The sequence below is a fragment of the Janthinobacterium sp. 67 genome (assembly GCF_002797895.1).
In the GTDB taxonomy this organism is placed as follows: domain Bacteria; phylum Pseudomonadota; class Gammaproteobacteria; order Burkholderiales; family Burkholderiaceae_D; genus Janthinobacterium.
Genome location: NZ_PGES01000001.1, coordinates 605,416 through 630,309, shown reverse-complemented (window position 1 = coordinate 630,309; position 24,894 = coordinate 605,416). Strand labels below are relative to the sequence as shown.

The following is a 24,894-nucleotide window of genomic DNA, read 5'->3' as shown; positions in this document are numbered from 1 at the left end:
GCGCCTACCCTTACTGAAACTGAAACAACATGACCGAAGAATTATTACGCTTGTCCAAACGCATGTCCGAACTGGGCCTGTGCTCGCGCCGCGAAGCCGATGAATGGATCGCCCGCGGCTGGGTCCGCGTGGATGGCAAGGTGGTGTCCGAGCTGGGCAGCAAGGTCTACCCGAGCCAGAGAGTCACCGTGGAACGCCAGGCCGCGGCCGAGCAATCGAAACGCGTTACCGTGCTGATCAACAAGCCCGTCGGCTACGTCAGCGGCCAGGCCGAAGATGGCTACACGCCCGCCGTGGCACTGATCAAGGCGGAAAACCGCTGGGCGGAAGACCGCAGCCCGGAACAGTTCCACCCGACCCAGCTGCGCAGCCTGGTGGCGGCCGGCCGCCTCGATATCGATTCCGTCGGCTTGCTGGTCCTGACGCAGGACGGCCGCGTGGCCAAGCAGCTGATCGGCCACGATACCGATATCGACAAGGAATACCTGGTGCGCGTGAGCTACACCAAGGGCGGCACCCTGCCCGACAGCGAGCTGAAAAAGCTCAACCACGGCCTGTGGCTCGACGGCAAGCCGTTGTTGCCGGCCAAGGTGCGCTGGCAAAATGAAGATCAGCTGAGCTTTACCCTGCGCGAAGGCAAGAAACGCCAGATCCGCCGCATGTGCGAAGCCGTGGGCCTGAAAGTGCTGGGACTGAAACGCGTGCGCATCGGCAAGGTCAAGCTGGGCGACTTGCCGACCGGTCAATGGCGCTACTTGAGCGCGGACGAACAATTCTAGGCGGCGGCGTCAAGCAGGCATGCTGTCAGGCATGCCTGGCCACATAAGCAACAGGAATCTAGTGATATAAAAACAATTATTGTGATTTACTTAGTAAATATTGCTTTAAACCTATACACTATTCCCCATCAGAACAAAAGAGATACGCTGTCGTGAACGATCCCATCCCCAATCCCCTGCGCAAGGGCGCGCCCAGCCTGGCCGACGTGGCCGAGCCGATGGCGCCCGGCACCAAGCCGCACCACATGAGCGATCCGTGGGATATCGGCGAAACCCTGTGCAGCCTGGCTGACAACGGCGACGCCATTTCCATCTACCCGGCGGGCGGCGAAGACGTCATCCTGGCGCGCATCCTGTCCGTCGACGACGACTTGCCGCAATTCGTGCTGGAACTCAATGAAGGCGCGACCCTGCCCGAAGGCGGCGCCACGTTTGTGTCCTGGGTGCAAAGCGCCAAGCTGCAATTTACCATCAATGGCGAATGGCAAGCGTATCCCGACCGTCCCAACGTCTACCTGGCGAATTTCCCCAGTCATTGCCTGGTGCTGGAACGGCGCGAATCGGCACGCCTGGAGACCCCGCTGGGCGTGTACTACCTGGCCGCCTTTGTGCTCGAGGGGCGTCCGTATGAATTGCAGCTGTATGATTTCTCGGCCGGCGGCATCGGCATGCGCGCCCATCCGCGCGACACGATAGGCCTGTACGTGGGACGCAAATTGTCGCGCGTGCGCCTGGAACTGGGGCCGAACAAGGTCATGATCGCCGACCTGGAAATCCGCCTGTCGCGCACCTTCCGGTCCTTCCTGCTGGGCGAGCAGGTGCAGATCGGCTGCCGCTTCCTGAGCCTGACGGATGCCATGCAGGATGAATTGAAGAACTTGCTCGATAACCTGGGCAGCAACCGCAAGGTGCGCTAGGTTTGCCGCGCATATAAAAACCGCAATACTGGGGTCAGACCCTCAACGCCGGCAACACAAAGCTCTGCGCTAACGCATCCGGGGGTCTGACCCCGGATGTCAACTGATTAATCGTCGTCGTTGGGATCGAGATCCGGAAACATGACCTCGGTATAACCGAACTGCGTGAAGTCAACGATGCGCATCGGATACAAAATGCCATGTAAATGATCCACTTCATGCTGCACCACGCGAGCATGGAAGCCATCGCAGTCGCGGCTGATGGGCTGGCCGAACTGGTCGACGCCTTCATAGTGCAGCTCGCTCCAGCGCGGTACGCTGCCGCGCAAGCCGGGCACGGACAAACAGCCCTCAAAACCCTCTTCCTTGCGCTCCGACAAAGGCGTCAGCACGGGATTGATCAACACGGTTTCCGGCACTTGCGGCGCATCGGGATAACGCAGATTCTGCTTGAAGCCGTAGATCACCAGCTGCAGGTTGACGCCGATCTGCGGCGCCGCCAGGCCCGCGCCATTAGCCGCATGCATGGTATCGAACATGTCGGCGATCAAGGCATGCAATTCGGGCGTATCGAATTCGCGCACGGGCTCGGCCATCCGCAGCAGGCGCGGATCACCCATCTTGAGGATTTCACGTACGGTCATTTTGCTTCCAGTGCCGATTGCAGTTCTTGCAGATAAGCGCGGAAGGCCGCGCCCGTTTCCGGATGTTTCATGCCCATTGCCGTCGTTGCCTTCAGATAGCCAAGCTTGGAGCCGCAATCATAACGCTGCCCCTTGTAACGGTAGGCCAGCACGCGCTCTTCGCGCATCAGGGCGGCGATGCCGTCCGTCAGCTGGATCTCGCCGCCGGCGCCCGTACCGATGTTTTCCAGGTGCTCGAAAATGCGGCTGGTCAGCACATAGCGGCCCACCACGGCCAGGGTCGATGGCGCCTCTTCGGGCACGGGCTTTTCCACGATGGCCGAGACCAGTTCCAGGTCGCGCTGATAATTCTTTGCCGATACGATACCGTACTGCTTGGTTTCCGCGCGCGGTACGTCCTGCACCGCCAGCAGCGAGCAATTTTCATACTGGAAGACATCGGTCATCTGCGCCAGCACGGGGCGCACGCCCTCTTCCACATCCATGAAATCGTCGGCCAGCAAGACGGCGAACGGCTCGTCACCGATCACGGGACGGGCGCACAGCACGGCATGCCCCAGGCCCAGCGGCGCCGACTGGCGTATGTAAATGCAGTTGATGTGCTTGGGAATGACGTTTTGCACCATCTCGAGCAACTGGCGCTTACCCGCCGCTTCCAGTTCCGACTCGAGCTCATAGGCCGTATCGAAATGGTCTTCGATAGCGCGCTTGTTGCGGCCCGTGATGAAGATCATTTCCGTAATACCCGCCGCCACGGCCTCTTCCACCGCGTATTGGATCAATGGCTTGTCGACGATGGGCAACATTTCCTTCGGTTGCGCCTTGGTCGCAGGCAAGAAACGGCTGCCCAGGCCGGCGACGGGAAAGACTGCTTTTCTGATTTTTTTCATGGGCCTTCTGCAATATGTTGAATGGTTAGTCCTGCGCCAACAGGGCCAGCAAACCCGCCTCGTCGAGGATGGCCACGCCCAGTTCCTGCGCCTTGGCCAGCTTGCTGCCGGCGTCCGAACCCGCAACGACATAGCCTGTCTTCTTCGACACGGAACCGCTGACCTTGCCGCCGGCCGCCTCGATCAGCTCCGCGGCCTCGTCACGGCTCATGTTGGGCAAAGTGCCCGTCAGGACAAAGGTCTTGCCGTCCAGCTTGCCGCCGGCGGCTGGCATTTCAGGCAATTGTGACATTAATTCATTTCGCAGGGCGTCCAGTTGAACCAGCAGCTTGACATGACTTTCATCGGCCAGCCACTGCGCCAGCGATTCGGCCACGGCAGCCGGCAAACCGGCATGGAAGCTGGCGCCTTGCGCCGCCAGGCTGGCCAGGGTCACGCCCCGCTCCACCAGCTGCTTGCTGCGCGGCTCCGTCAGCTTCGGGATGCCGATGGCGGCCAGCAATTTGGTTTCCTCGAGCTGCGTGCGCAGCTTGGCGCTGGGCGCGTGTTCGCCCTGCGGCGTGACGCCAGCGTCCAGCAAGGCCTGCAGCGCCTGCTGGTTCTTTTCTTCGGCAAAAAAATCGGCAATCGATTCCGCCACCGTGCCGCCGATGTCGGGCAGCACGCGCAGCAAGGCCGCCGGCGCTTGCCGCACATACGCCAGGCTGCCCAGCCACTCGGCCAGGGTCTTCGCCGTCGATTCGCCCACATGGCGAATACCGAGCGCGAACAGGAAACGTTCGAGCGGCGGACGCTTGCTCGCTTCTATGCCTGCCAACAGGTTTTCCGCCCACTTGGTGGGAATCTTGCCTTGTTGCACTGTTTCCGGCGTCGAACCGTCACGTTCGTCGGCGCGCAGCTTCATTTCCAGCAATTTATCGAGGGTCAGGCTGTACAGGTCAGCCAGGCCATGGACGTATTCGAGTTCGACCAGGGTATCGATATAACGTTCCCCCAGGCCTTCGATATCCATCATGCGGCGGCCCGCAAAATGACGGAACGCTTCCTTGCGCTGCGCCGAGCAGAACAGACCGCCCGAGCAGCGGGCAATCGCCTCGCCCTCTTCACGCACCACGTGCGAGCCGCACACGGGACACGCTTCGAGCATCTTGAACGGCGGCGGCACCGGTTCCGGGCGCCTGTCCAGCACCACGCTCAGCACTTCGGGAATCACGTCGCCGGCGCGGCGCACGACGACGGTATCGCCCACGCGCACATCCTTGCGCAGCACTTCGTCTTCATTGTGCAAGGTGGCGTTGGTCACCGTCACGCCACCCACGGACACGGGCGCCAGGCGCGCCACGGGCGTCATGGCGCCCGTGCGGCCCACCTGGATATCGATGCCCAGCACCTGCGTCAGCGCCTCTTCGGCTGGAAATTTATGTGCAAGAGCAAAACGGGGCGCACGCGACACAAAACCCAGCTCCTGCTGGTCTTCCGTCGCATTGACCTTGTAGACGACGCCGTCGATTTCGTAAGGCAAGGCGGGGCGGCGCGCGCCGATATCGGCGTAGTAGGCAAGCAAACCCTGCGCGCCCCGCACCACCTTGCGCTCCTTCGACACGGGGATGCCCAGGGTTTCGTACCAGTCCAGCAAGGCCGAATGCGACACCGGCATGGCCGCGCCATCGAGGGCACCGATGCCGTAGGCATAAAAACGCAGCTTGCGCTGCGCCGTGATGCGCGAATCGAGCTGGCGCAGGCTGCCGGCGGCCGCATTGCGCGGGTTGGCGAATTCCTTCTGCCCCGCCTCGCGCTGGCGTTCGTTCAGGCGGGCAAAATCGGCCTTGAACATCATCACTTCGCCGCGCACGTCGAGCAGCGCCGGCACGTGGCTGCCATGCAAGCGCAAAGGGATGCCGGAAATGGTGCGGATATTGGCCGTCACGTCCTCGCCCGTGGCGCCGTCGCCGCGCGTGGCCGCCTGCACGAACAGGCCGTCCTCATAACGCAGGTTGATGGCCAGACCGTCGAATTTCACTTCGGCCGCATATGCGACGTCCTGCCCATCGACGCCCAGGCCTTCGCGCACGCGGCGGTCGAAATTGACGATATCGTCGTCGGAGAAACCATTATTCAGCGACAACATCGGCACCGTGTGCGTGACTTGCTCAAATTGCGGCAAGGGCGCCGCGCCCACGCGCAAGGTGGGCGAATCGGGCGTGCGCAAGTCGGGATGGGCCGCTTCCAGCACCTGCAATTCGACGAACAGCTTGTCGTACTCGGCATCGGGAATGGTGGGGTTGTCGAGCACGTGGTAGGCGTGCAGATGCCGATTGAGTTCGGCCGTGAGTGCCAGGACGCGCTGGGCGGCGTCCTGGTTGATCGGATCAGTCATTGTTGCGGGATTCTTCAGCTAAATAAACGCAGGGCGCGGGTGGAGCCAGCCGGAATGTCGGCCGCGTCCATTTCCTGGTAAAACTCTTGCACCTGGCCGGCGATCTCGGCCAGCGCCGCATCGGACAGGGCCTGGTTGTAATCATCGACGATGGTGGCGTCGAGGCGACCTACCAGTGCCTTGGCGCAAGCGACCATGGCGCCGAAGCCGTCGCGCGCGGGCGCCACGCAGGGCACGTCCAGCAGCAGGGTCAGACGGGGCGTCGTTTCCTCGGCCAGGGTGACATTCGTCGACAGCGAGAACAGATAACCGCCTTCGCCATCGGGCATGACGAAGCGGCCGTCCGGACGCACGTCAAAGCCCTGTTTTTCCAGCGCGAACAGCAAGGTGGAAATGGCCCATGGCGCGCCATTCGTGTGCAGATTCACGCCCAGCTGGGCATCGTGACCGGCAACGAAACGGTGCAGATTGCGCGCTTCAGCCATCACTTCCATCATGTCCGGCACTTCCGGCTCGGCGCCGATCTCGTCCGCCACGCCGCGCAGGCGCGTGACCAGTTCCGAGTATTCGAGCTCGTTCAGGGCCGTGCTGCGGCTGGCCAGCTGCACGCCGCCCTGCATCTTGGTGTAGACACCGCCATGCGTGATCGGTTCCCAGTCGCCATTCACGTGTAAACCGATGAAGTGCACGGGCTTGTTGCCCACCAGGCGCAGGGTTTGCAGCACGGGCAGGATCTTGTCGCCGCGCACGGGCGCTTCCAGTGACAAAGGCAGCAGGCAATCGATGAGCGGATCGACCAGGCTGGTCGCCTGCTCGCTGGCGGCGCTGACTTCCTGCTGCACGGGTGCGGCAGGGACGGCCGGAGCCGGATCCGCATCGGCCAGCGACGGTTCCGCATGCACGGGCGCGTCGGCGACGGCGACGACTGGCGGCGCGCCGAACGACGGTTCTGCCTTGGCGGCGGGCGCGGCGTCAAAGCGCGGCTCCTGGCGCAGGACGGGTTCCTGGGCTTCCACTGCGGGCGCATCGCCTTCGCGCATCAGCACGTCGTCGTGGTCAGTGGAAAAAGCCCGTTCCACGCTTTTCTTGGCCTTGTATTCCTGCCATTTGTTGTACGAGAAAACGCCGACGATAAAGACGCCGCCGGCGCCGAACAAGGTAATTTGAAGGTCTGTCATGCTGCTTGTGCCTCGGTTGCAAAATTTGCGGCGGACTCCATGTCCACCGCCACGATGCGCGATACGCCCTGCTCCTGCATCGTCACACCGATCAATTGATGGGCCATTTCCATCGCAATCTTGTTATGCGAAATGAAAAGGAATTGGGTCTGGTCGGACATGCGCTTGACCATGCGGCAGAAGCGCTCCGTGTTCGAATCGTCCAGCGGCGCATCGACTTCGTCGAGCAGGCAGAACGGCGCCGGATTCAGGCGGAACATGGAAAACACCAATGCGGTCGCGGTCAGCGCCTTCTCTCCACCGGACAACAGGTGGATGGTGGCATTTTTCTTGCCGGGAGGCTGCGCCATGACTTGTACACCGGAATCGAGAATCTCGTCGCCCGTCATGGTCAGGCGCGCCTGGCCGCCGCCGAACAGGATCGGGAACAGCTCGGAAAAGTGGTGGTTGACCTTGTCGAACGTGTCTTGCAGCAAGTCGCGCGTTTCCTTGTCGATCTTGTGGATCGCGTCTTCCAGGGTATTGATCGCTTCCGTCAAGTCGGCATTCTGGGCGTCGAGGAAATTCTTGCGCTCGGACGCCTGCGCCAGCTCGTCCAGCGCGGCCAGGTTGACGGCGCCCAGTGCCGTGATGGCGTTGGTCAGGCGCGTCACTTCGCCCTGCAGATACGATGGGCGCATATCCGGATGCAGCTTTTCCGTCAGGGCCGCCTCATCGGCGCCCGATTCCAGCAATTGCTGGGCGAATTGTTCCTGGTTCAGGCGCGCGGCCTGTTCCTTGAGCTGCATTTCCATGATCTTGTCGCGCTGCGGCTGCAAGCTGCGTTCCGATTGCGTGCGCGCATCTTCGGACAGGCGCAGCTGCTGCGTAATTTGATCGAGTTCATGACGCGCGTCCGCCAGCGCCCGCTCCTGCGTCGTGCGGCGCTCGAGCAGATCCTGCAAGCCGTCGGCGGCCGCGCCGCTTTCCAGGTTGGCCAGTTCCAGTTCGCCCGCCTGCAGGCTGGCCGTCACTTGCTGGGCCTGCGTACTGGCCGTGGCAATGTTGCGGCGCAGTTCCTCGATCTTCGCGCGATGGGCTTTTTCCGCGTATTCCGTATCCTTGGCGGCCCGCTCCAGGTCGCGCAAGGCTTCGCGCGCTTCGGCCAGGCGCTGCTCTTTCTGCAGGAAATCCGTATGGCCGTCTTCGTGCGCTTCCTGCAGATTGCCCAGTTCCATGTCCAGCTGTTCGAATTTTTCTTCCGACTCGGCCTTGATCTGCTGCTGTTCCGCTTCCTGGGCGGCGATTTCCGCCAGGTCCGCGCCGATCTGCGTGCTGCGCTGATTGAAGCGCGCTTCCACTTCCGACAGTTTCACCACGTCCAGCTGCAAGGTATGCACGGATGAAGTGAGCTGCTGTATGCGCAGGCGCAAGTCGGACAGATTGCGCGTCAAGGCGCCCACGGCCGCGTCGGCCCGCACGGAACGGGCGCGTGCCTCTTCGGCCAGCAATTGCTGTGCGCGCAACTGTTTGCCGATATTCTCGATTTCCTGCTGGCGGCCCAGCATGCCTTCCTGCTCCGAATCGGCCGCATAGAAGCGCACGCTGGTGGCCGTGACCACGTGACCGGCGCGCGTGACGAAATAGCCGCCCGGCGGCAACTTGCCGCGTTCAGCCAGGGCTTCGGCCGCGTCTTCCACGGCGTAGGCGTTGTACAGCCAATCCTGCAGCAAGCCGCGCAAGCCCGGATCGTTGAGTTTGAGCAAATTCAGGAAAGGCTTGAGGCCCGGCACTTCCGGCAGGGGCAGCGGCGCCACGGTCGATGGCGCATACAGGGCCAGCTTGGCTGGCGGCGCGTCCGCAAAGAAAGCCTTGGCCCAGTCGATGTTCGACAGTTGCAAGGCCGACGTGCGCTCGCGCAAGATCGATTCCATGGCCGCTTCCCAGCCCGCTTCGATCTGCAGCTTTTGCCACAGACGGGGCAAGGTGTCGAGCTCGTGCTTTTTCAGCCATGGCTGGACCTTGCCCTGGGTTTGCACTCGTTCCTGCAACTGCTTCAAGGCAGAAAGACGCGCTTCCAGCTGGGCGTTGGCGGCCGTTTCGGCATTGACCTGTGCCTGCGCCTCCATCCGCTCCTGCTCCAGTTTCGGTTGCTGCTCCAGCGCTTCTTCCAGGTAGAAACCCTGTTCTTCCAGGGTTTGCTGCTTTTCTTCCAGCTGCAGTTTCAGGTTTTCCAGGTGGCTGCTGTCGGGCAAGCTGAGGCTGTTCTTTTCCTGCTGCAGGCGCTCGCGGCGCGTGAGCAGGCTGGCCAGGATGTTCGAGGCGTTGCGCTGGTGCGCCGATTCCAGTTCCAGCTGCTGCTGGGCCTGCATGATCCGCGCGCGCGATTCCGTGCTCTTGTTCTGTGCTGCACGCCAGGCGGCATCGAGCTCGGGCAATTGCTCGCCCTTCTGCTCGGCCATCATCTGCGACTGCTCGACCTTGGCAGCCAGTTCCTCGAGGTGGAACTCCGCTTCTTCGATCTGCTCCTGGTATTCGGCGCCCTGGCTGTTCCACTGGTCGCGCTGGGCCGTCAGGGTCGCCAGCTGCGCCTGCAGGCGGGCGCGCGATTCGATGACGAACTTGATCTGCGCTTCCAGGCTGCCGATTTCCGCATTCGTCTGGTACAGATGGCCTTGCGCCGTATGCAGGCGGTCGCCCACGGCAAAGTGCGCCTGGCGCATCTGCTCCAGGGTCAGTTCCACGTTGCGCAGCTTGGCCGTCTGTTCTTCCAGGTCCGTCTGCGCCTGTTCCACTTCGCGGAAATAGCGCGTCTGCTCGTTTTGCGCCTCGTTCTTGCGCAGCAGCCACAACAGCTTCTGCTTTTCTTCCTGGTCCGCCTGCAAGGCGTGGAAACGGGTGGCCACGGCCGCCTGCGCTTCCAGCTTTTCCAGGTTGGCATTGAGTTCGCGCAAGATGTCTTCCACGCGCAGCAAATTCTCGCGCGTGTCCTGCAGGCGGTTTTCCGTCTCGCGGCGGCGTTCCTTGTATTTCGACACGCCTGCCGCTTCCTCGAGGAAGACGCGCAATTCTTCGGGGCGCGATTCGATGATGCGCGAAATCATGCCCTGGCCGATGATGGCGTAGGCGCGCGGGCCGAGGCCGGTGCCAAGGAAAATATCCTGGATGTCGCGCCGGCGCACGGGCTGGCCATTGATGTAATAGGTGGACGTGCCGTCGCGCGTCAGGGTGCGCTTGACGGCGATCTCGGCGTACTGGCCCCACTGGCCCGACGCCTTGCCATCGTTATTGTCGAACACCAGCTCCACGGAAGCGCGCCCGGCCGGTTTGCGGTGGGTGGAGCCGTTGAAAATGACGTCCTGCATCGATTCGCCGCGCAATTCCGACGCTTTCGATTCGCCCAGCACCCAGCGCACGGCGTCGATGATGTTCGACTTGCCGCAGCCATTCGGCCCGACCACGCCCACGAGCTGGCCTGGCACCTGGAAATTGGTGGGATCGACGAAAGACTTAAATCCCGACAACTTGATGGAAGAGAGACGCACGTGTTTTAGAGTTCCTGGCCTATGCTGGCGGTTATATTATGGGTGAACCCGGTTCATATTCAGTTCAGATGCGGCATCGCGACGGCTGCCTGGCCATGCACCGCAAAAAAAGTGGTTCATCATACCATTTCCTGATGCTTTTCTGGCCAAAAAACAGCGGCGCCAGGCGCCAGTTGGCAGCGGATCACCGGGCAGGACGGCCATCCTGCGCCAGTTTCCAGTCCGCACGGGAAAAAACGCGCTCATGGCCGGACAGCACCATGGCCAGTTTTTGCAGCCATTGCTCGGTCGGCATGGGTTCGGCCTTGAAGCTGAGCGCCACCATCAGCACCAGGCTGGCCAGGGCCAGCGCATGGCTGACGGCGAAATCGACGGCGCCGCGGGCATTCCACATGAAGCCCAGCGCCAGCGCCAGGCCCAGCACGCAGCCGCTGACGGCTTCCGACACGCTGTGCGCATGCACGACCACGCGGGAAATGGCCACCAGCACGGCAAAGGCCACGCCGACAAGCACGCCGGCATGGCGCCAGCGCGGTTCCGCCCGCTGCAACAGCACATACATCAGCACGGGAAACACGGCGCCGGCGCGCATGGCGTGGCCGCTGAAACCCGTAAAATCGAGCGTGCTGCTGCCCACGCCCCAGCTCATGAAGGCCAGCTTCGACAGCACCACGAGGGCCAGGCCGCCGCCGTACCACAAGCTCCAGCTGAGCACCAAACGCCACTGGCGCGACACAAGCAGCCACAGGGCGATCGCCACGCCAGCCGGCCCCATCACGGACATGTCGGCCGCAAAAGAAATCCCATTCCACCAAGTCATCGTGCACGCGCTTATTTCATGATCAGCTTGCACTATGCCATGACTCCGCCCTGTTCCGCGCAGCTTTTGCTGTGCTGCAGCGAAGAATTACATTCGATTACAAAATTCCACGCCAGGACCAGCCGCCCGGGCATCAGATATTCGTCAGGCGCTTGCCCTTGGGCGGCGCAAAGTCGCGGATCGAATCGATCATGCCCACGTCCAGCGCCTGCTCGGCCGTCAGGTGCAGGTCGGAATACGCGTGCACCTGCCACTGCTCTTGCGTCAGGTTGACGTGGCCGCGCAGGATGCGTTCCGTACGCATGTCGTCGGCGCGCAAGCCCTCGACGATAATGCTGAGCGCGTCGGGGCGCGAACCGGGCGAGGCCGTCGCATGCGACTTGTGTACCATGAAGCGGGCCGTGTCGCTGGCATGGCGCTGCCGCCCCGCCAGGAACAGGGTGACGGCGATGGACGCCACGGCGCCCGCATTGTAGGTAATGATGTCGAGCGGCAACTTGCTGAGGAAGTTGTACAGACAGATGCCATCGCTGACATAGCCGCCGTTGGACTGTATCAGGATGTGCGCGGTGGTGAGCTTGTCTTCCGTGATGTCGGCCGCGGCGTTGAAGACGCGCCGCACCATGTCACTGTTGACGTCGCCCGAGAGGGTAAAGTAACCGTGCTGCTCGGTGTTGTTTTGTGTCTCGCCTTGTATCTCGTCTTGTGTCTCGCTTTGTGTCGTGTTCATGGCAGCCACCCGCAAGAAAGCCAGGACTTCATCATAGCGCATTCCCGCGCGGCGCGGCGCCCACTTGCGTTGAGCCAGCAGCCCCCCGCAGCCCCGCAAACCGTGGCTTTTGCTGCAATCTGGCAACGTCTTTTCAGATTGACAGAAACACCCTGCTGGCATATATTCCTCCCACTTGATCGGGAGAGGGCAACCCAGCGTTGCCGCCGAAGGGGCACTACCCAAAAACTCTCAGGCAAAAGGACCGATCAGGCGGACTGAAGCTGTTGCTTTGGCGACATACTCAGCTCAACTCTGGAGAGCGGCCGCGGCTATTGCCGGCGGCCCACCGAAGGGGCGCACGGGGCAAGCCCCCGTAATCTCTCAGGTACAAAGGACAGGGGGGTCAGTGATCACGCTGGAAAGCCGTGTTTGGCTATTCTATGTTTTGTTAACTCCCCTATTACCTTCGTCCCGAGGAATCCATGACGCTCAAAGCGACCCCACTCAACAACGCCCACCGTGCCCTCGGCGCCCGCATGGTCGATTTCGGCGGCTGGGACATGCCCGTCAACTACGGCTCGCAAATCGAAGAACACAACGCCGTGCGCGGCGACGCCGGCATGTTCGACGTGTCCCATATGTGCGTGGTCGATATCGAAGGTCCGAACGTGCGCGCCTTTTTGCGCGGCTTGCTGGCCAATAACGTCGACAAGCTGCAAGTGTCGGGCAAGGCCCTGTACTCGTGCATGTTGAATGCCGAAGGCACCGTCATCGACGACCTGATCGTCTACTTCTTCAATGAAAACTGGTTCCGCCTCGTCGTCAACGCGGGCACGGCTGAAAAAGACGTGGCCTGGATGCAGCAGCAAAACACCGCCACCAGCAGCGGCCTGACAATCACGCAGCGCCGCGACGGCAACGACGCCATGGCCCTGGTGGCCGTGCAAGGCCCGAACGCGCGCGCCAAGGTGTGGCAGGTGCTGCCGCAGACGCAAGCCGCGTCCGAAGCCATCAAGCCGTTCAACGTCGTCATCGTCAAGGACACGCCATTTGGCGAAGTCATGCTGGCGCGCACCGGCTACACGGGCGAAGACGGCTTTGAAATCGGCGTGCCCGCCACCCAGGTGGAAGCGCTGTGGAACGCATTGATCGCGGCCGGCGTCAAGCCGGCGGGCCTCGGCGCGCGCGACACCCTGCGCCTGGAAGCGGGCATGAATCTGTACGGCCAGGACATGGACGAAACCGTCAACCCGCTCGACGCGGGCCTCGCATGGACCATCGACCTGGTCAGCGAGCGCAACTTCATCGGCAAGGCCGCCCTGCAGGCCAAAGGCCAGAACGCGCAATTCGTCGGCCTGATCCTGCGCGAAAAAGGCGGCGTGCTGCGCGCCCATCAAAAAGTCATCATCGCCGGTAACGAGCAAACAGGCGAAATCACGAGCGGCACCTTCAGCCCGACGATGCAGGAAGCGATCGCCCTGGCGCGCGTGCCGAACGGCGTCAACGTGGGCGACACCGTGCACGTGGAAATCCGCGGCAAGCAGCTGGCCGCCTCGGTAGTCAAGCTGCCTTTCGTGCGTAACGGTAAAATCCTGGCTGCGTAAGCGTATTAGAGCCGCCCGCAAGACTGAATAAACATAATCAATAACGAACATTTACTATCTGGAGCCACACATGAACATTCCTGCAGACCTGAAGTACACCGCTTCCCACGAATGGGTACGCCTGGAAGCCGACGGCACGATCACCGTCGGCATCACCGAGTACGCGCAGGATGCGCTGGGCGACATCGTCTTCGTCGAACTGCCTGACGTGGGCGCCACCTTCACCGCCGGCGACGACGCCGCCGTGGTGGAATCGGTCAAGGCGGCAAGCGACATCTATGCACCGCTGTCGGGCGAAGTCGTGGCCGTCAACGACGACGTGGTCAATGCGCCTGAATCGATCAACGCCGACGCCTACGCCAACTGGCTGTTCAAGATCAAGCCAGCCGACGTGTCGGCCCTGGACGGCTTGCTCGACGCTGCCGCCTATGGCGCCACCACCAGCGCCTGATCGCGTTTGACTCACGGGCCGCGTTTGCGGCCCGTTTGCATTTAATTTTGTAGCTATGCCCGGCGCCGCGCCCGCGCGCCGCATCCCGGTTTTTCAGTCTTTTTTGGCCTCTATATCATGACCCGCACCAGCCTGACCCAACTCGAAGCACGCGATGCCTTCATCGCCCGCCACATCGGCCCTTCCGCCACCGAACAGCAAGCCATGCTGGCGACCCTCGGCTATCCATCGCGCGCCGCGCTGATCGACGCCCTGGTGCCGGCCAACATCCGCAACAAGGGCGCGCTGCCCCTGGGCGCGTACTCGCAGCCGATGCCGGAACAGGAAGCCCTGTCGCGCCTGAAAGCCATCGCCGGCAAGAACCAGGTGCTGAAATCCCTGATCGGCCAGGGCTACTACAACACGTTTACGCCTGGCGTCGTGCTGCGCAACATCTTTGAAAACCCGGCCTGGTACACGGCGTACACGCCTTACCAGCCGGAGATTTCGCAAGGCCGCCTGGAAGCGATTTTGAACTTCCAGCAAGTGATCACCGACCTGACCGGCATGGGCATCTCGAACGCCTCGATGCTGGACGAAGGCACGGCCGCCGCCGAAGCGATGACCCTGATCCAGCGCGTGGGCAAGTCGAAGTCGAACGTGCTGTACGTCGCCAATGACGTGCTGCCGCAAACGCTGGAAGTGGTGCAGACGCGCGCCCAGCCGATCGGCATCGAAGTGCGTACCTTCGACCCGGCTGAAATCGAGTCGCTGGACGCCTGCTTCGGCGTGCTGCTGCAATACCCGGGCGTGAACGGTGTCGTGCGCGACTACCGCGCCGGCGTGGAAAAACTGCACGCGAATGGCGCCATGGTCATCGTCGCGGCCGACCTGCTGGCCCTGACCATGCTCACGCCACCGGGCGAATGGGGCGCCGACGTCGTCGTCGGCAACAGCCAGCGCTTCGGCGTGCCGCTCGGTTTCGGCGGCCCGCACGCGGGCTACCTGTCCACGCGCGATGAATTCAAGCGCAATATGTCGGGCCGTCTGGTCGGCGTGACCGTCGATGCGCAAGGCAACAAGGCGTATCGTCTGGCCCTGCAAACGCGCGAACAGCATATCCGCCGCGAAAAAGCGACGTCCAACATCTGCACGGCGCAAGTGCTGCTGGCCGTGATGGCGTCGATGTACGCCGTCTACCACGGCCCTGCCGGCCTGCTGCAGATCGCCCAGCGCGTGCACCGCTTTACGGGCGTACTGGCCGCCAACCTGAAGACCCTCGGCTATGGCGTCGTCAACGCCAGCTATTTCGACACCCTGACCATCAACGTGGCCGATGCGGCGCAGCTGCACGCGACGGCCATGCACCACGGCGTCAACCTGCGCAAGATCGACAACACCCACGTCGGCGTGTCGCTCGACGAAACCACCACGCGCGACGATATCGCGCTGCTGTGGAAGGTGTTCGCGCACGGCCTGGCCAACGCGCCTGCCGCCCCGGACCTGGACGCAGTCGAAGCCAATGTCACCAGCATGCTGCCGGCGAATCTGACGCGTGAAAGCGCCTACCTGACCCACCCGGTCTTCAACAGCTACCACTCGGAACACGAAATGCTGCGCTACCTGCGCAGCCTGGCCGACAAGGACTTGGCGCTGGACCGCACCATGATCCCGCTCGGCTCGTGCACGATGAAGCTGAACGCCACGTCGGAAATGATTCCCGTCACCTGGCCCGAGTTCTCGAACATCCACCCGTTCGCGCCAGATGCACAAACGGTCGGCTACCGCGAAATGATCGCGCAACTGGAAGAGATGCTGTGCGCATTGACGGGCTACGCGGCCGTCTCGCTGCAGCCGAACGCCGGCTCGCAGGGCGAATACGCGGGTCTGCTGGTGATCAAGGCGTACCACGAATCGCGCGGCGAAGGCCACCGCAACATCTGTCTGATTCCATCGTCGGCGCACGGCACCAACCCGGCATCGGCCAATATGGTCGGCATGCAGGTCGTCGTCACCAGCTGCGACGCCAACGGCAACGTGGACCTGGCGGACCTGAAGGCGAAAGCGGAAAAGCACAGCGCCAACCTCGCTTGCGTGATGGTCACCTACCCGTCCACCCACGGCGTGTTTGAAGAAGGCATCCAGGAACTGTGCGAAATCATCCATTCGCACGGCGGCCAGGTCTACATCGACGGCGCCAACATGAACGCGCTGGTCGGCGTGGCCGCTCCCGGCAGTTTTGGGGGCGACGTGTCGCACCTGAACCTGCACAAGACCTTCTGCATCCCGCACGGCGGCGGCGGACCAGGCGTCGGCCCGATCGGCGTGGGCGCCCACCTGGCGAAATTCCTGCCGAACCAGCGTTCCTCCGGCTACCAGCGCGACGCAGCCGGCATCGGCGCAGTCAGCGCCGCGCCATTCGGCTCGGCCAGCATCCTGCCGATTTCGTGGATGTACATCGCCATGATGGGCGCGGAAGGCTTGACGGCCGCCACCGAGACGGCGATCCTGGCGGCGAACTACATCGCCCGCCGCCTGGCGCCGCACTACCCCGTGCTGTATTCGGGCCACGATGGCCTGGTCGCGCACGAGTGCATCCTGGACCTGCGCCCGATCACGGACGCCACCGGCATCAGCAATGAAGACGTGGCCAAGCGTTTGATGGACTTCGGTTTCCACGCGCCGACCATGAGCTTCCCCGTGCCGGGCACCCTGATGATCGAGCCGACGGAGAGCGAATCGAAAGTGGAGATCGACCGCTTCATCGACGCCATGATCGCCATCCGCGCGGAAATCGCCAAGGTCGCCAGCGGTGAATTCGACCATGACGACAACCCCTTGAAAAACGCGCCGCACACGGCACAAGTGCTGATGTCGGACAGCTGGGAACGCAAGTACAGCCGTGAAATCGCGGCCTACCCCGTCGCTTCCCTGCGCCAGCGCAAATACTGGCCGCCGGTCGGCCGCGCCGACAACGTGTATGGCGACCGTAATCTGTTCTGCGGTTGCGCGCCGATCAGCTCGTACGAAGAAGAGTAAGCGCCAGGCGCCCGCTTAGGCGGGCGTGCCAGCGACAGAAAGGCAGGCCACGCGGCCTGCCTTTTTTCATCGTAGGTCGGATTAGCGGAGCGTAATCCGACATCACCATATACGCCAACCATGTTGTCGGATTACGGCCCTTCGGGCCTAATCCGACCTACGCGATCGGCAACGCCAGCAAGACCGCGCCAGGCAAGCCCAGCACGGTGCCCAGTACCGTCAGGCACACGACATCGCGCCGCTCGCAGCGGGCGCGGTGCGAACTCCAGGCGGCGAACAGCAGCGCCACGGCAACGCCGCTGAGCGCAATTCCCACTTCCGTCATGCCAGCTCTCCCGTCATTGTCTCTTCCTTCATCGCTCTCATCCTTTTCATTGACTGAACAAGCTACCTACCGGTAGGCAGTAAGTGTACAATAAAAAACACGGCGGCGTCCATGCCCCGTTTTTTTCACGATATGAAGGAAGCGCGATGCAGCAGCAAACCACTATCCCCGCCGCCAGTCTCGGGCTGGCCGCTTCGCTGGCTCTCGTGGCCGTGCTTGGTCCGGCAGGCATCGACATGTATCTGGCCTCGATGCCGGCCATGGCGCGCGAGCTGCACACCTCGTATGCGAACGTGCAGCTGAGCCTGACGGTCTTCCTGCTGGCCCTGGGCGGCGGGCAGCTGCTGTGCGGGCCGCTCACCGACATGCTGGGCCGGCGCCGTCCGCTGCTGGCCGGCATCGCCGTGTACATCGTGGCGGCCGTGTGGGCGTCGCAGGCGGATCAATTGAGCACCCTGCTGCTGGCGCGCACCGTGCAGGGCTTGGGTGCGGCGCTGACCCTGGTCGTGGTGATGAGCATGGTGCGCGACGTGGCCGATGGGGTCAAAGCGGCGCAGCTGTTTGCCCTGTTGATGACCATTGTCGGTCTGGCGCCCGTGCTGGCGCCCGCCGTGGGCGGCTTGCTCGACGCGCACTACGGCTGGCGCGCCGTGATGCTGGCCCTGGCCGCGCTGGGCGCCTTGACCCTGCTCAATAGCGCATTGTTCCTTCCGGAAACGTTAGCGCCCGCCCGCCGCGTCTCGCCCCAGGGCATGCACCGCACCTATGCGCGCATCGCGCTGGACCGCGCCTTCCTGCTGCCCGCGCTGGCCTTGTCCGCCACTTTCTTTTTCCTGTTTGCCTATATCGGCGGCGCGTCGCTCGTGTACCAGCGCGATTTCGGCCTGTCCGCCAGCCATTTCGGCCTCGTCTTCGGCGCCACGGGCGTGGCCGTGCTGCTGGGCGCGATGGCCAGCGGCCGCCTGGTGGAAAGGCACGGCGTGGCGCGCCTGAGCGTGGCGGGCAGCGTCGCCATGCTGGGCGGCGCGGGACTGGCCATGCTCGGTGCCTGGACGGGAGCGGGCATCGCGGCCGTCGTGCCGGGCATGTTCGTGGCCCTGTTCGGCCTGGGTATCGCGGAAGCGGCGCTGATGGCCATGGCCATGGGTTCGCAGCAACGCGCGCTCGGTTCCACGGCCGCCCTGCTGGGCGCCATCCAGATGACCTTATCGTCCTTGGCCACGCCTCTGGCGGCCAGCCTGTCCGAATGGGGACCATTGCCATGGCTGCTGTTCTTGACCGTGGCCGGCCTGCTGGTATCATGGCTGACCCTGGCCACTGCGCGCATCCATCCGGTCCATGCCGACAGCCTGGGAGCGCACTGACGCCTCACCCACTCTCACCCCAATGATGAAAAAACGCTCGGCCTCGGCCGATAACATCTGCGCCGTCGCCGTCGTGCACTTTTCCGAGCGCGGCTACGATGCCTCGTCGCTGAGCGACATCGCCGAACAGGCGGGCATGCGCAAGGCTTCGCTGTATTCGCACTTCGCCGGCAAGGACGCCCTCTTCCTCGACGTGTTTGCCGACGCGCTGGCCGAAGAGCAAGCGTTCATGGACGGCTGCTTTGCCGACGAGGCTGTGCTGACGACGCCCGGCGGCCAGCAGGCCGGCGCCCTGTACTGCGACCGCATGGCGCAGCGCTACGCCGAGTCGGCCCATCTGCGCTTTTTGCTGCGCACGGCGTATTTGCCGCCCACGCCCCTGCGCGTGGAAGTGGGCACGGGCTATGAAGCGCTGCTGGCGCAATTGCAGCGACACTACGTGAAGAGCCTGGCGCGTCTTGCACCTGCTTTACCGCCGCAGCGCATCGAACTGTACGCGCAAGCCTACCTGGGCATCGTCGACAGCCTGCACGTGGAGCTGATCTACGCGGGTGGCGCCGCGCTGCAGCAGCGCCATGCGGCGCTGTGGCAGATATTGTCCGATTCGCTGGCGCTTGCCACGCAACATGCCTGAGCGTGGGGCTGCAACAGTCACATTACACTTTGGAAACCTAAGATTTCTTCAGTTGACACCCCGGCAGCCCATCCATAAGATGCCCTCATTATTCATTTACGGAGTCCCACGTGGGTACTTGTTCTAGTGACAGTAGCCGATCTTGTATCGGTGATTGCCTCGGCAGCTAAACAGCAAGCAACGCGGAACTTCCTTTCCTCCGTGCCTTGCTGAGCAAGGTGCGGTGTCTCTCGCGGCCAGTACGGCCGCGCGCCCTCCCCTCTTTCCGATCGCGACCGGCTACTGACCCGGATTGCCCGCCAGCGCCATGGTTCGCCATGTCGCGCTGGCGGCACGCAAGTCTTGCCTGCGGCTGCGCCGCCCGTCAACACCTCGTCGTGAAAGGAAGAGCCATGAACCTCTTCACCCGCTTATTCGAATCGTTCCTGCGCAAGCGCCATACGGCCGGCAACTTCCGCCGCCGCGCCATGCCGTTGGAAAACAGCACGGCCCGTCCTGTGCCCGACCACCTGGCGCGCCAGCTGCTGGCGGCCGCCCATGAAGACCTCGACAGCGCGCTGAACCGCCTGCACACGCGCCTGGAAGGCTTGCGCGATGCCGAGGCGCAAGTGATCGGCGCGCAAACGGGACCGAACGAGGTCGAGCATGAAAAACCGCTGGCCTGGTACCAGCACCTGTGGCTGTGCTACAAGAATCCGTTCAACCTGCTGCTCACCGTGCTGGCCATCGTTTCCTACCTGACGGAAGATCCGAAGGCGACCATCGTCATCGGCACCATGGTGATTTTGTCGACCCTGCTGCGCTTCGTGCAGGAAGGCCGCTCGAACCGGGCCGCCGAGCGCCTGAAAGCCATGGTCAGCAATACGGCCACCGTGCTGCGCAACGGCCAGCAAAGCGAACTGCCCATCCGCCAGCTGGTGCAGGGCGACATCATCGTGCTGTCGGCCGGCGACATGATTCCCGCCGACTGCCGCTTGCTGTCCGCGAAAGACCTGTTCGTCAGCCAGGCCGCCATGACGGGCGAATCCCTGCCCGTGGAAAAGATGGCCGAGCTGTCCGACGCCCATGGCAAAGACCCGATGGACCTGGCCAATCTGCTGTTCATGGGCACGAACGTGATCTCGGGCGCCGCCACGGCGCTGGTCCTGGCGACGGGCAACCGCACGTATTTTGGCACCATCGCCACGAGAGTGACGGCCACGGAGCGCACGCCGACGGCGTTCGAAGCGGGCGTCAACAGCGTCAGCTGGCTCTTGATCCGCTTCGCCCTCGTCATGGCGCCGCTCGTGTTCCTGATCAATGGCTGGACCAAGGGCGACTGGATGGAAGCATTCCTGTTTGCCCTGTCCGTGGCCGTCGGCCTGACGCCGGAAATGCTGCCGATGATCGTCACCAGCACCCTGGCCAAGGGCGCCGTGAAACTGTCGAAAAAGAAAGTCGTCGTGAAACGCCTGGACGCCATCCAGAACTTCGGCGCCATGGACGTGCTGTGCACGGACAAGACGGGTACCTTGACGCAGGACAAGATCGTGCTCGAGCGCCACACGGACGTGTTCGGCCAGCCGTCCGACGAAGTGCTGCAATTCGCCTATTTGAACAGCCACTACCAGACGGGCTTGAAAAACCTGCTCGACCGCGCCGTGCTCGACCATGTGGAATTGCAGACGGAAATGCAGCTGGCCCGTGATTACGTCAAGGTCGATGAAATCCCGTTTGATTTCGTGCGCCGCCGCATGTCCGTCGTCGTTTCCGAAAAGAATGACCACCATGAACTGATCTGCAAGGGCGCCGTCGAGGAAATCCTCGCCGCCTGCAGCCATCTGCGCCTGGGCGGCGTCAGCATTCCGCTTGATGCGGCCCTGCTGGCCAAGGTACTGGAAACCACGCACGGCCTGAACGCGGAAGGCTTGCGCGTGGTGGCCGTGGCCGTCAAGGAAGTGCCGCCCCATAAAACCGTGTACGGCGTGGCCGATGAAACGGCGCTGACCCTGATCGGCTACGTGGCCTTCCTCGATCCGCCGAAGGAATCGACGGCGCCCGCCCTGCGCGCGCTGGCCGAGCACGGCGTGACGGTCAAGGTCTTGACGGGCGACAACCACCTCGTGACGGCGAAGATTTGCCGCGAAGTGGGCTTGGCCGTGCATGGCGTGCTGCAAGGCCCGCAACTGGATGACATGGACGACGCCACCCTGGCCAGGGCGGCCGAGGACAACACGGTGTTCGCCAAGCTCAGTCCGCTGCACAAGGAGCGCCTCGTGCGCGCCCTGCGCGGCAATGGCCACATCGTCGGTTTCATGGGCGACGGCATCAACGACGCGCCCGCCCTCCGTGCGGCCGACATCGGCATTTCCGTCGATTCGGCCGTCGATATCGCCAAGGAAGCGGCCGACATCATCTTGCTGGAAAAGAGCCTGATGGTGCTGGAAGAAGGCGTGCTGGAAGGCCGGCGCACCTTCAGCAACATGCTCAAATACATACGCATGACGGCCAGCTCGAACTTCGGCAATGTGTTTTCCGTGCTGGTGGCCAGCGCCTTCCTGCCGTTTTTGCCCATGCTGCCGCTGCACTTGCTGGTGCAAAACCTGTTGTACGACGTGTCGCAGATCGCCATTCCCTTCGACAATGTCGACGCCGAACTGATCCAGCAGCCGCTGAGCTGGAACCCGCGCGACATCGGCCGCTTCATGGTCTTCTTCGGCCCCATCAGCTCGATCTTCGACATCAGCACGTTTATCCTGATGTGGCATGTGTTTGGCGCCAATACGCCCGAGCAGCAGACGCTGTTCCAGTCCGGCTGGTTCGTCGTGGGCCTCTTGACGCAAACCCTGATCGTGCACCTGATCCGCACGCCCAAGCTGCCCTTCATCGACAGCATCGCGTCCGTGCCCCTGCTGGTGGCCACGACCCTCATCATGGCCGTGGGCGTCTTCCTGCCGATGGGACCGCTGGCGACCTACTTCAAGCTGCAAGCGCTGCCGCTCGGCTATTTCCCCTGGCTGCTGGGCATCCTCGTCTGCTACACCGTGCTGACGACGTTCATGAAACGCGTGTATCTGCGCAAATTCGGCTGGCAATAGTATGATGAGCCGCTCTTTCTCCTCACAAAGGCACGCATGAGCGGCTCCCCCCTTTCCAAACGTCATCTCGCCCTGCTGCTGTCGGCCCTGGTGTTCCCCGGCAGCGGGCATTTTGTATTGAAACGCAAGGCGCGCGGCTGCCTCTTCCTCGTGCCCGCCCTGATCGCGCTCGTGATCGTATTGCGCCAGATCATGGCACGTTTGGACCAGCTAATGGCACAGATCGACAGTGGCGCCCTGCCCCTCGACGTGCAGCTGATCGCGGAAAAAGTCGATGCGCTGTCCGCCAATGACGGGCCCGCCATGACGGTGGCCGTTGCTGTGCTGGCGGCATGCTGGATAGGCAGCCTCATCGATACCTTCCTGATCAAGCCATGACGGAAGAAGCAGCGGCGCGAAAACTGCGCAAGGAAGCCAAGATGCAGGCGCGCCGCGCGCAGCTGGCGCTCAGCCGCCAGGACCATGGCGGCCCGCTGGCCTGGCGCGGCTGGTTCGACGGTTCCGCCCATCCGAATCCGGGCAAGCTGGGCATAGGCGCACTGCTGCTGGGACCGAATGGCGAACGTATCGAAGTGAGCGAGGCGGCCGGGTATGGCAGCAGCAGCGACGCCGAATATGCGGCCCTGACAGCCGTGCTGCAGGCGGCGTTGGCCGTGCGGCCGCCACCCGTGCAACTGCTGCTGTACGGCGATAGCCAGGTGGTGATCAATGATGTGCTAGGCGCGACGCCCGTGGGCGCCAAGGGGCTGGAAACGCAAAGGGCCACCGTGGTGGCCCTGCTGGAACAATTCAATGAGGTCAGCTTGCGCTGGCTGCCGCGCCACAGGAATGGCGAGGCGGACCGGCTATCGCAGATGGCGGTTGCAAACCTTACCCCAGAGTCCTAAATACCGGGGTCGTACCCTCCAGGGTACGACCCCAGCTTTTACGGGGTAAGCAACTTAAGCGGCCCGGCCGATCCGCAACGCTTGCTTCTGCTCTTTTGCCACCGGACGCTTCATCCCCTTCAAACCGCTGACACTGGCCTGCTGGGCATTCAGCTTGAAGACGCTGACCACTTGCGCCAGGTTATGCGCCTGGTGCTGCATGGATTCCGCTGCGGCGGCCGACTCTTCCACCAGGGCCGCATTTTGCTGCGTGACGGCGTCCATCTGGCCGATGGCGCGGTTGATCTCGTCGATGCCCACGCTTTGCTCGCTGCTGGCGGCCGTGATTTCCGTGATGATGTCGCTCACGCGCTGCACGCTGTCGACGATATCGTTCATGGTCGAACCGGCTTGCGCCACCAGCATGCTGCCCGCGTTGACTTGCTCGACGGACGCGCCGATCAGGGTCTTGATCTCTTTCGCGGCCGATGCCGACCGCTGGGCCAGGTTGCGCACTTCGGACGCCACGACGGCAAAGCCGCGGCCCTGCTCGCCGGCGCGCGCCGCTTCCACGGCCGCGTTCAGCGCCAGGATATTCGTCTGGAAGGCGATGCCATCGATGACACTGATGATGTCGACGATCTTGTTCGACGACGCATTGATCGATTCCATCGTGCCCACGACCTGCGCCACCACTTCGCCGCCCTTGACGGCCACTTGCGCCGCCGAGGCCGCCAACTGGTTGGCCTGGCGCGCATTGTCCGCATTCTGCTTCACGGTGGAAGTCAGCTCTTCCATCGACGACGCCGTTTCTTCGAGCGAACCGGCCTGCTCTTCCGTACGGGAAGACAGGTCCTGGTTGCCGGCGGCAATCTGCGTCGAGGACGTGGCGATGCTATCGGTGCCGCTGCGCACTTCACCGACGATGTTGAGCAGGCTCGTGTTCATGTCCTTCAGCGCTTGCAGCAATTGCCCGGTTTCATCCTTGGCGCTGGCGTCGATCTGCGCCGTCAAGTCGCCATCGGCCACCTTGCGGGCAATCTCCACGGCCGTGCGCAAAGGGCGCACGATGCCCGTCGTCAACAGCCAGGCGCACACGACGCCAAAGCCCAGCGCCAGCAAGGCCAGGGTCAGCAGCAGGTTGCGGCTGGTGTTGGCCACTTCGTCGATCTCGCGCGCCGTCGTGTCGATGCTGGCGCGCTGGTGCTGCAGCATGTCGTTGACCACCTTCAGGTATTGCGTCGAACCGGGTACGAAGATGCCCTGGAACGCCTTCTCCGCTTCCGCTTCCTGGCCATCCGCCTTCAGCTTCGACACTTGCGCGCGCGAATCGAGGTAGACCTTGCGCTGTTCGCTCACGAGGCGGAACAGTTCCTTTTCTTCCGGGCTGGAAATCAAGGCTTCGATTTTCTTTTGCAGTTCGCCCGAGACCACCGACGACTGCTTGGCTTCTTCCGCAAAATACGCGCCCAAGGTCGTGTCGCTGCTGCGCGCGATGGCCGTGGTGCGGCGCACGCCGCTGTCGATCTTCGCATACCAGTCGGAAATATAGCGCTCCTTGGCCAAGGGCAATTCCATCATGGTGCGCGTGGCCGTGGCCACGTCATGCAAGCGCCACACGCTGATGCCGGTAATAAGCATGGAAAACAGCAAGATCACGGCAAAACCCAGGCCGAGGCGCACACCAATACTGACGTTTCTTAACAAATTCATG

General features: G+C 63.0%; 19 protein-coding genes and 2 riboswitches. Of the genes, 10 read left to right on the top strand and 9 right to left on the bottom strand.

Going from position 1 to position 24,894, the window contains the following annotated elements:
* Positions 1 to 29: 29 nt before the first annotated feature.
* Both CLU90_RS02840 and CLU90_RS02835 read left to right on the top strand, forming a co-directional pair.
* Positions 30 to 779: a pseudouridine synthase gene (locus tag CLU90_RS02840; RefSeq protein WP_034752263.1), complete on the top strand. Its 750-nt coding sequence runs from the start codon at positions 30 to 32 to the stop codon at positions 777 to 779.
* 152 nt (positions 780 to 931) lie between these two features.
* Positions 932 to 1,696, top strand: a complete 765-nt coding sequence (locus CLU90_RS02835) for a flagellar brake protein (protein ID WP_092715577.1) — start codon at positions 932 to 934, stop codon at positions 1,694 to 1,696.
* 107 nt (positions 1,697 to 1,803) lie between these two features.
* On the opposite strand, the gene def is transcribed toward CLU90_RS02835, so the two are convergent.
* The 7 genes from def to CLU90_RS02800 form a co-directional block, all read right to left on the bottom strand.
* Positions 1,804 to 2,340, bottom strand: a complete 537-nt coding sequence (gene def, locus CLU90_RS02830; RefSeq protein ID WP_034752265.1) for a peptide deformylase — start codon at positions 2,338 to 2,340, stop codon at positions 1,804 to 1,806.
* The gene (galU, locus tag CLU90_RS02825) at positions 2,337 to 3,230 is read right to left on the bottom strand and encodes a UTP--glucose-1-phosphate uridylyltransferase GalU (RefSeq protein WP_092715579.1); all 894 of its coding nucleotides are present in this window, start codon (positions 3,228 to 3,230) and stop codon (positions 2,337 to 2,339) included. Before galU ends, def begins: the two co-directional genes overlap by 4 nt.
* 25 nt (positions 3,231 to 3,255) lie before the next feature.
* Positions 3,256 to 5,607, bottom strand: coding sequence for an NAD-dependent DNA ligase LigA (ligA, locus tag CLU90_RS02820; protein ID WP_092715581.1), 2,352 nt, complete (start codon positions 5,605 to 5,607; stop codon positions 3,256 to 3,258).
* 14 nt (positions 5,608 to 5,621) lie between these two features.
* Positions 5,622 to 6,785, bottom strand: a complete 1,164-nt coding sequence (locus CLU90_RS02815) for a cell division protein ZipA C-terminal FtsZ-binding domain-containing protein (RefSeq protein WP_092715583.1) — start codon at positions 6,783 to 6,785, stop codon at positions 5,622 to 5,624.
* Positions 6,782 to 10,309 carry a chromosome segregation protein SMC gene (gene smc, locus CLU90_RS02810; RefSeq protein WP_092715585.1) on the bottom strand — a complete coding sequence of 1,176 codons (3,528 nt, stop codon included), beginning with the start codon at positions 10,307 to 10,309 and terminating at the stop codon, positions 6,782 to 6,784. Before smc ends, CLU90_RS02815 begins: the two co-directional genes overlap by 4 nt.
* 184 nt (positions 10,310 to 10,493) lie before the next feature.
* Positions 10,494 to 11,129 carry a phosphatase PAP2 family protein gene (locus tag CLU90_RS02805; RefSeq protein ID WP_232731052.1) on the bottom strand — a complete coding sequence of 212 codons (636 nt, stop codon included), beginning with the start codon at positions 11,127 to 11,129 and terminating at the stop codon, positions 10,494 to 10,496.
* Positions 11,130 to 11,262: 133 nt separating this feature from the next.
* A complete protein-coding gene (locus CLU90_RS02800) occupies positions 11,263 to 11,859 on the bottom strand; it encodes an ATP-dependent Clp protease proteolytic subunit (RefSeq protein WP_232731051.1) in 597 nt (198 codons plus the stop codon).
* Between the two features lie 170 nt (positions 11,860 to 12,029).
* Positions 12,030 to 12,116, top strand: a riboswitch (glycine riboswitch).
* Between the two features lie 27 nt (positions 12,117 to 12,143).
* Positions 12,144 to 12,249: riboswitch (glycine riboswitch) on the top strand.
* A 74-nt stretch (positions 12,250 to 12,323) separates the two neighbouring features.
* Here CLU90_RS02800 and gcvT point away from each other — a divergent pair.
* The 3 genes from gcvT to gcvP all read left to right on the top strand — a co-directional run bounded on the left by gcvT (position 12,324) and on the right by gcvP (position 16,914).
* Positions 12,324 to 13,445 (top strand): glycine cleavage system aminomethyltransferase GcvT, encoded by a 1,122-nt coding sequence (gcvT, locus tag CLU90_RS02795; protein ID WP_092715591.1) that lies wholly within the window; start codon positions 12,324 to 12,326, stop codon positions 13,443 to 13,445.
* A gap of 70 nt (positions 13,446 to 13,515) precedes the next feature.
* Positions 13,516 to 13,896, top strand: coding sequence for a glycine cleavage system protein GcvH (gene gcvH / locus CLU90_RS02790; RefSeq protein ID WP_034752282.1), 381 nt, complete (start codon positions 13,516 to 13,518; stop codon positions 13,894 to 13,896).
* 117 nt (positions 13,897 to 14,013) lie between these two features.
* Positions 14,014 to 16,914, top strand: coding sequence for an aminomethyl-transferring glycine dehydrogenase (gene gcvP, locus CLU90_RS02785; RefSeq protein ID WP_100427132.1), 2,901 nt, complete (start codon positions 14,014 to 14,016; stop codon positions 16,912 to 16,914).
* A gap of 157 nt (positions 16,915 to 17,071) precedes the next feature.
* On the opposite strand, the gene CLU90_RS29065 is transcribed toward gcvP, so the two are convergent.
* A complete protein-coding gene (locus CLU90_RS29065) occupies positions 17,072 to 17,239 on the bottom strand; it encodes a hypothetical protein (RefSeq protein WP_157808716.1) in 168 nt (55 codons plus the stop codon).
* A 146-nt stretch (positions 17,240 to 17,385) separates the two neighbouring features.
* On the opposite strand from CLU90_RS29065, the gene CLU90_RS02780 reads away from it, so the two are divergent.
* From CLU90_RS02780 to CLU90_RS02760, 5 genes are all read left to right on the top strand, one after another.
* Positions 17,386 to 18,603: a Bcr/CflA family efflux MFS transporter gene (locus CLU90_RS02780; protein ID WP_100427131.1), complete on the top strand. Its 1,218-nt coding sequence runs from the start codon at positions 17,386 to 17,388 to the stop codon at positions 18,601 to 18,603.
* A gap of 22 nt (positions 18,604 to 18,625) precedes the next feature.
* On the top strand, positions 18,626 to 19,237 hold the full coding sequence (locus tag CLU90_RS02775) for a TetR/AcrR family transcriptional regulator (protein ID WP_100427130.1): 612 nt from the start codon (positions 18,626 to 18,628) through the stop codon (positions 19,235 to 19,237).
* Between the two features lie 392 nt (positions 19,238 to 19,629).
* A complete protein-coding gene (gene mgtA / locus CLU90_RS02770; RefSeq protein WP_100427129.1) occupies positions 19,630 to 22,314 on the top strand; it encodes a magnesium-translocating P-type ATPase in 2,685 nt (894 codons plus the stop codon).
* 36 nt (positions 22,315 to 22,350) lie between these two features.
* Positions 22,351 to 22,692: a DUF6677 family protein gene (locus tag CLU90_RS02765; protein ID WP_092715601.1), complete on the top strand. Its 342-nt coding sequence runs from the start codon at positions 22,351 to 22,353 to the stop codon at positions 22,690 to 22,692.
* Positions 22,689 to 23,201, top strand: coding sequence for a ribonuclease HI family protein (locus CLU90_RS02760; RefSeq protein ID WP_232731050.1), 513 nt, complete (start codon positions 22,689 to 22,691; stop codon positions 23,199 to 23,201). The genes CLU90_RS02765 and CLU90_RS02760 overlap by 4 nt, the downstream gene beginning before the upstream one ends.
* 54 nt (positions 23,202 to 23,255) lie before the next feature.
* On the opposite strand, the gene CLU90_RS02755 is transcribed toward CLU90_RS02760, so the two are convergent.
* On the bottom strand, positions 23,256 to 24,893 hold the full coding sequence (locus CLU90_RS02755) for a methyl-accepting chemotaxis protein (protein WP_100427127.1): 1,638 nt from the start codon (positions 24,891 to 24,893) through the stop codon (positions 23,256 to 23,258).
* Position 24,894 lies beyond the last annotated feature (1 nt).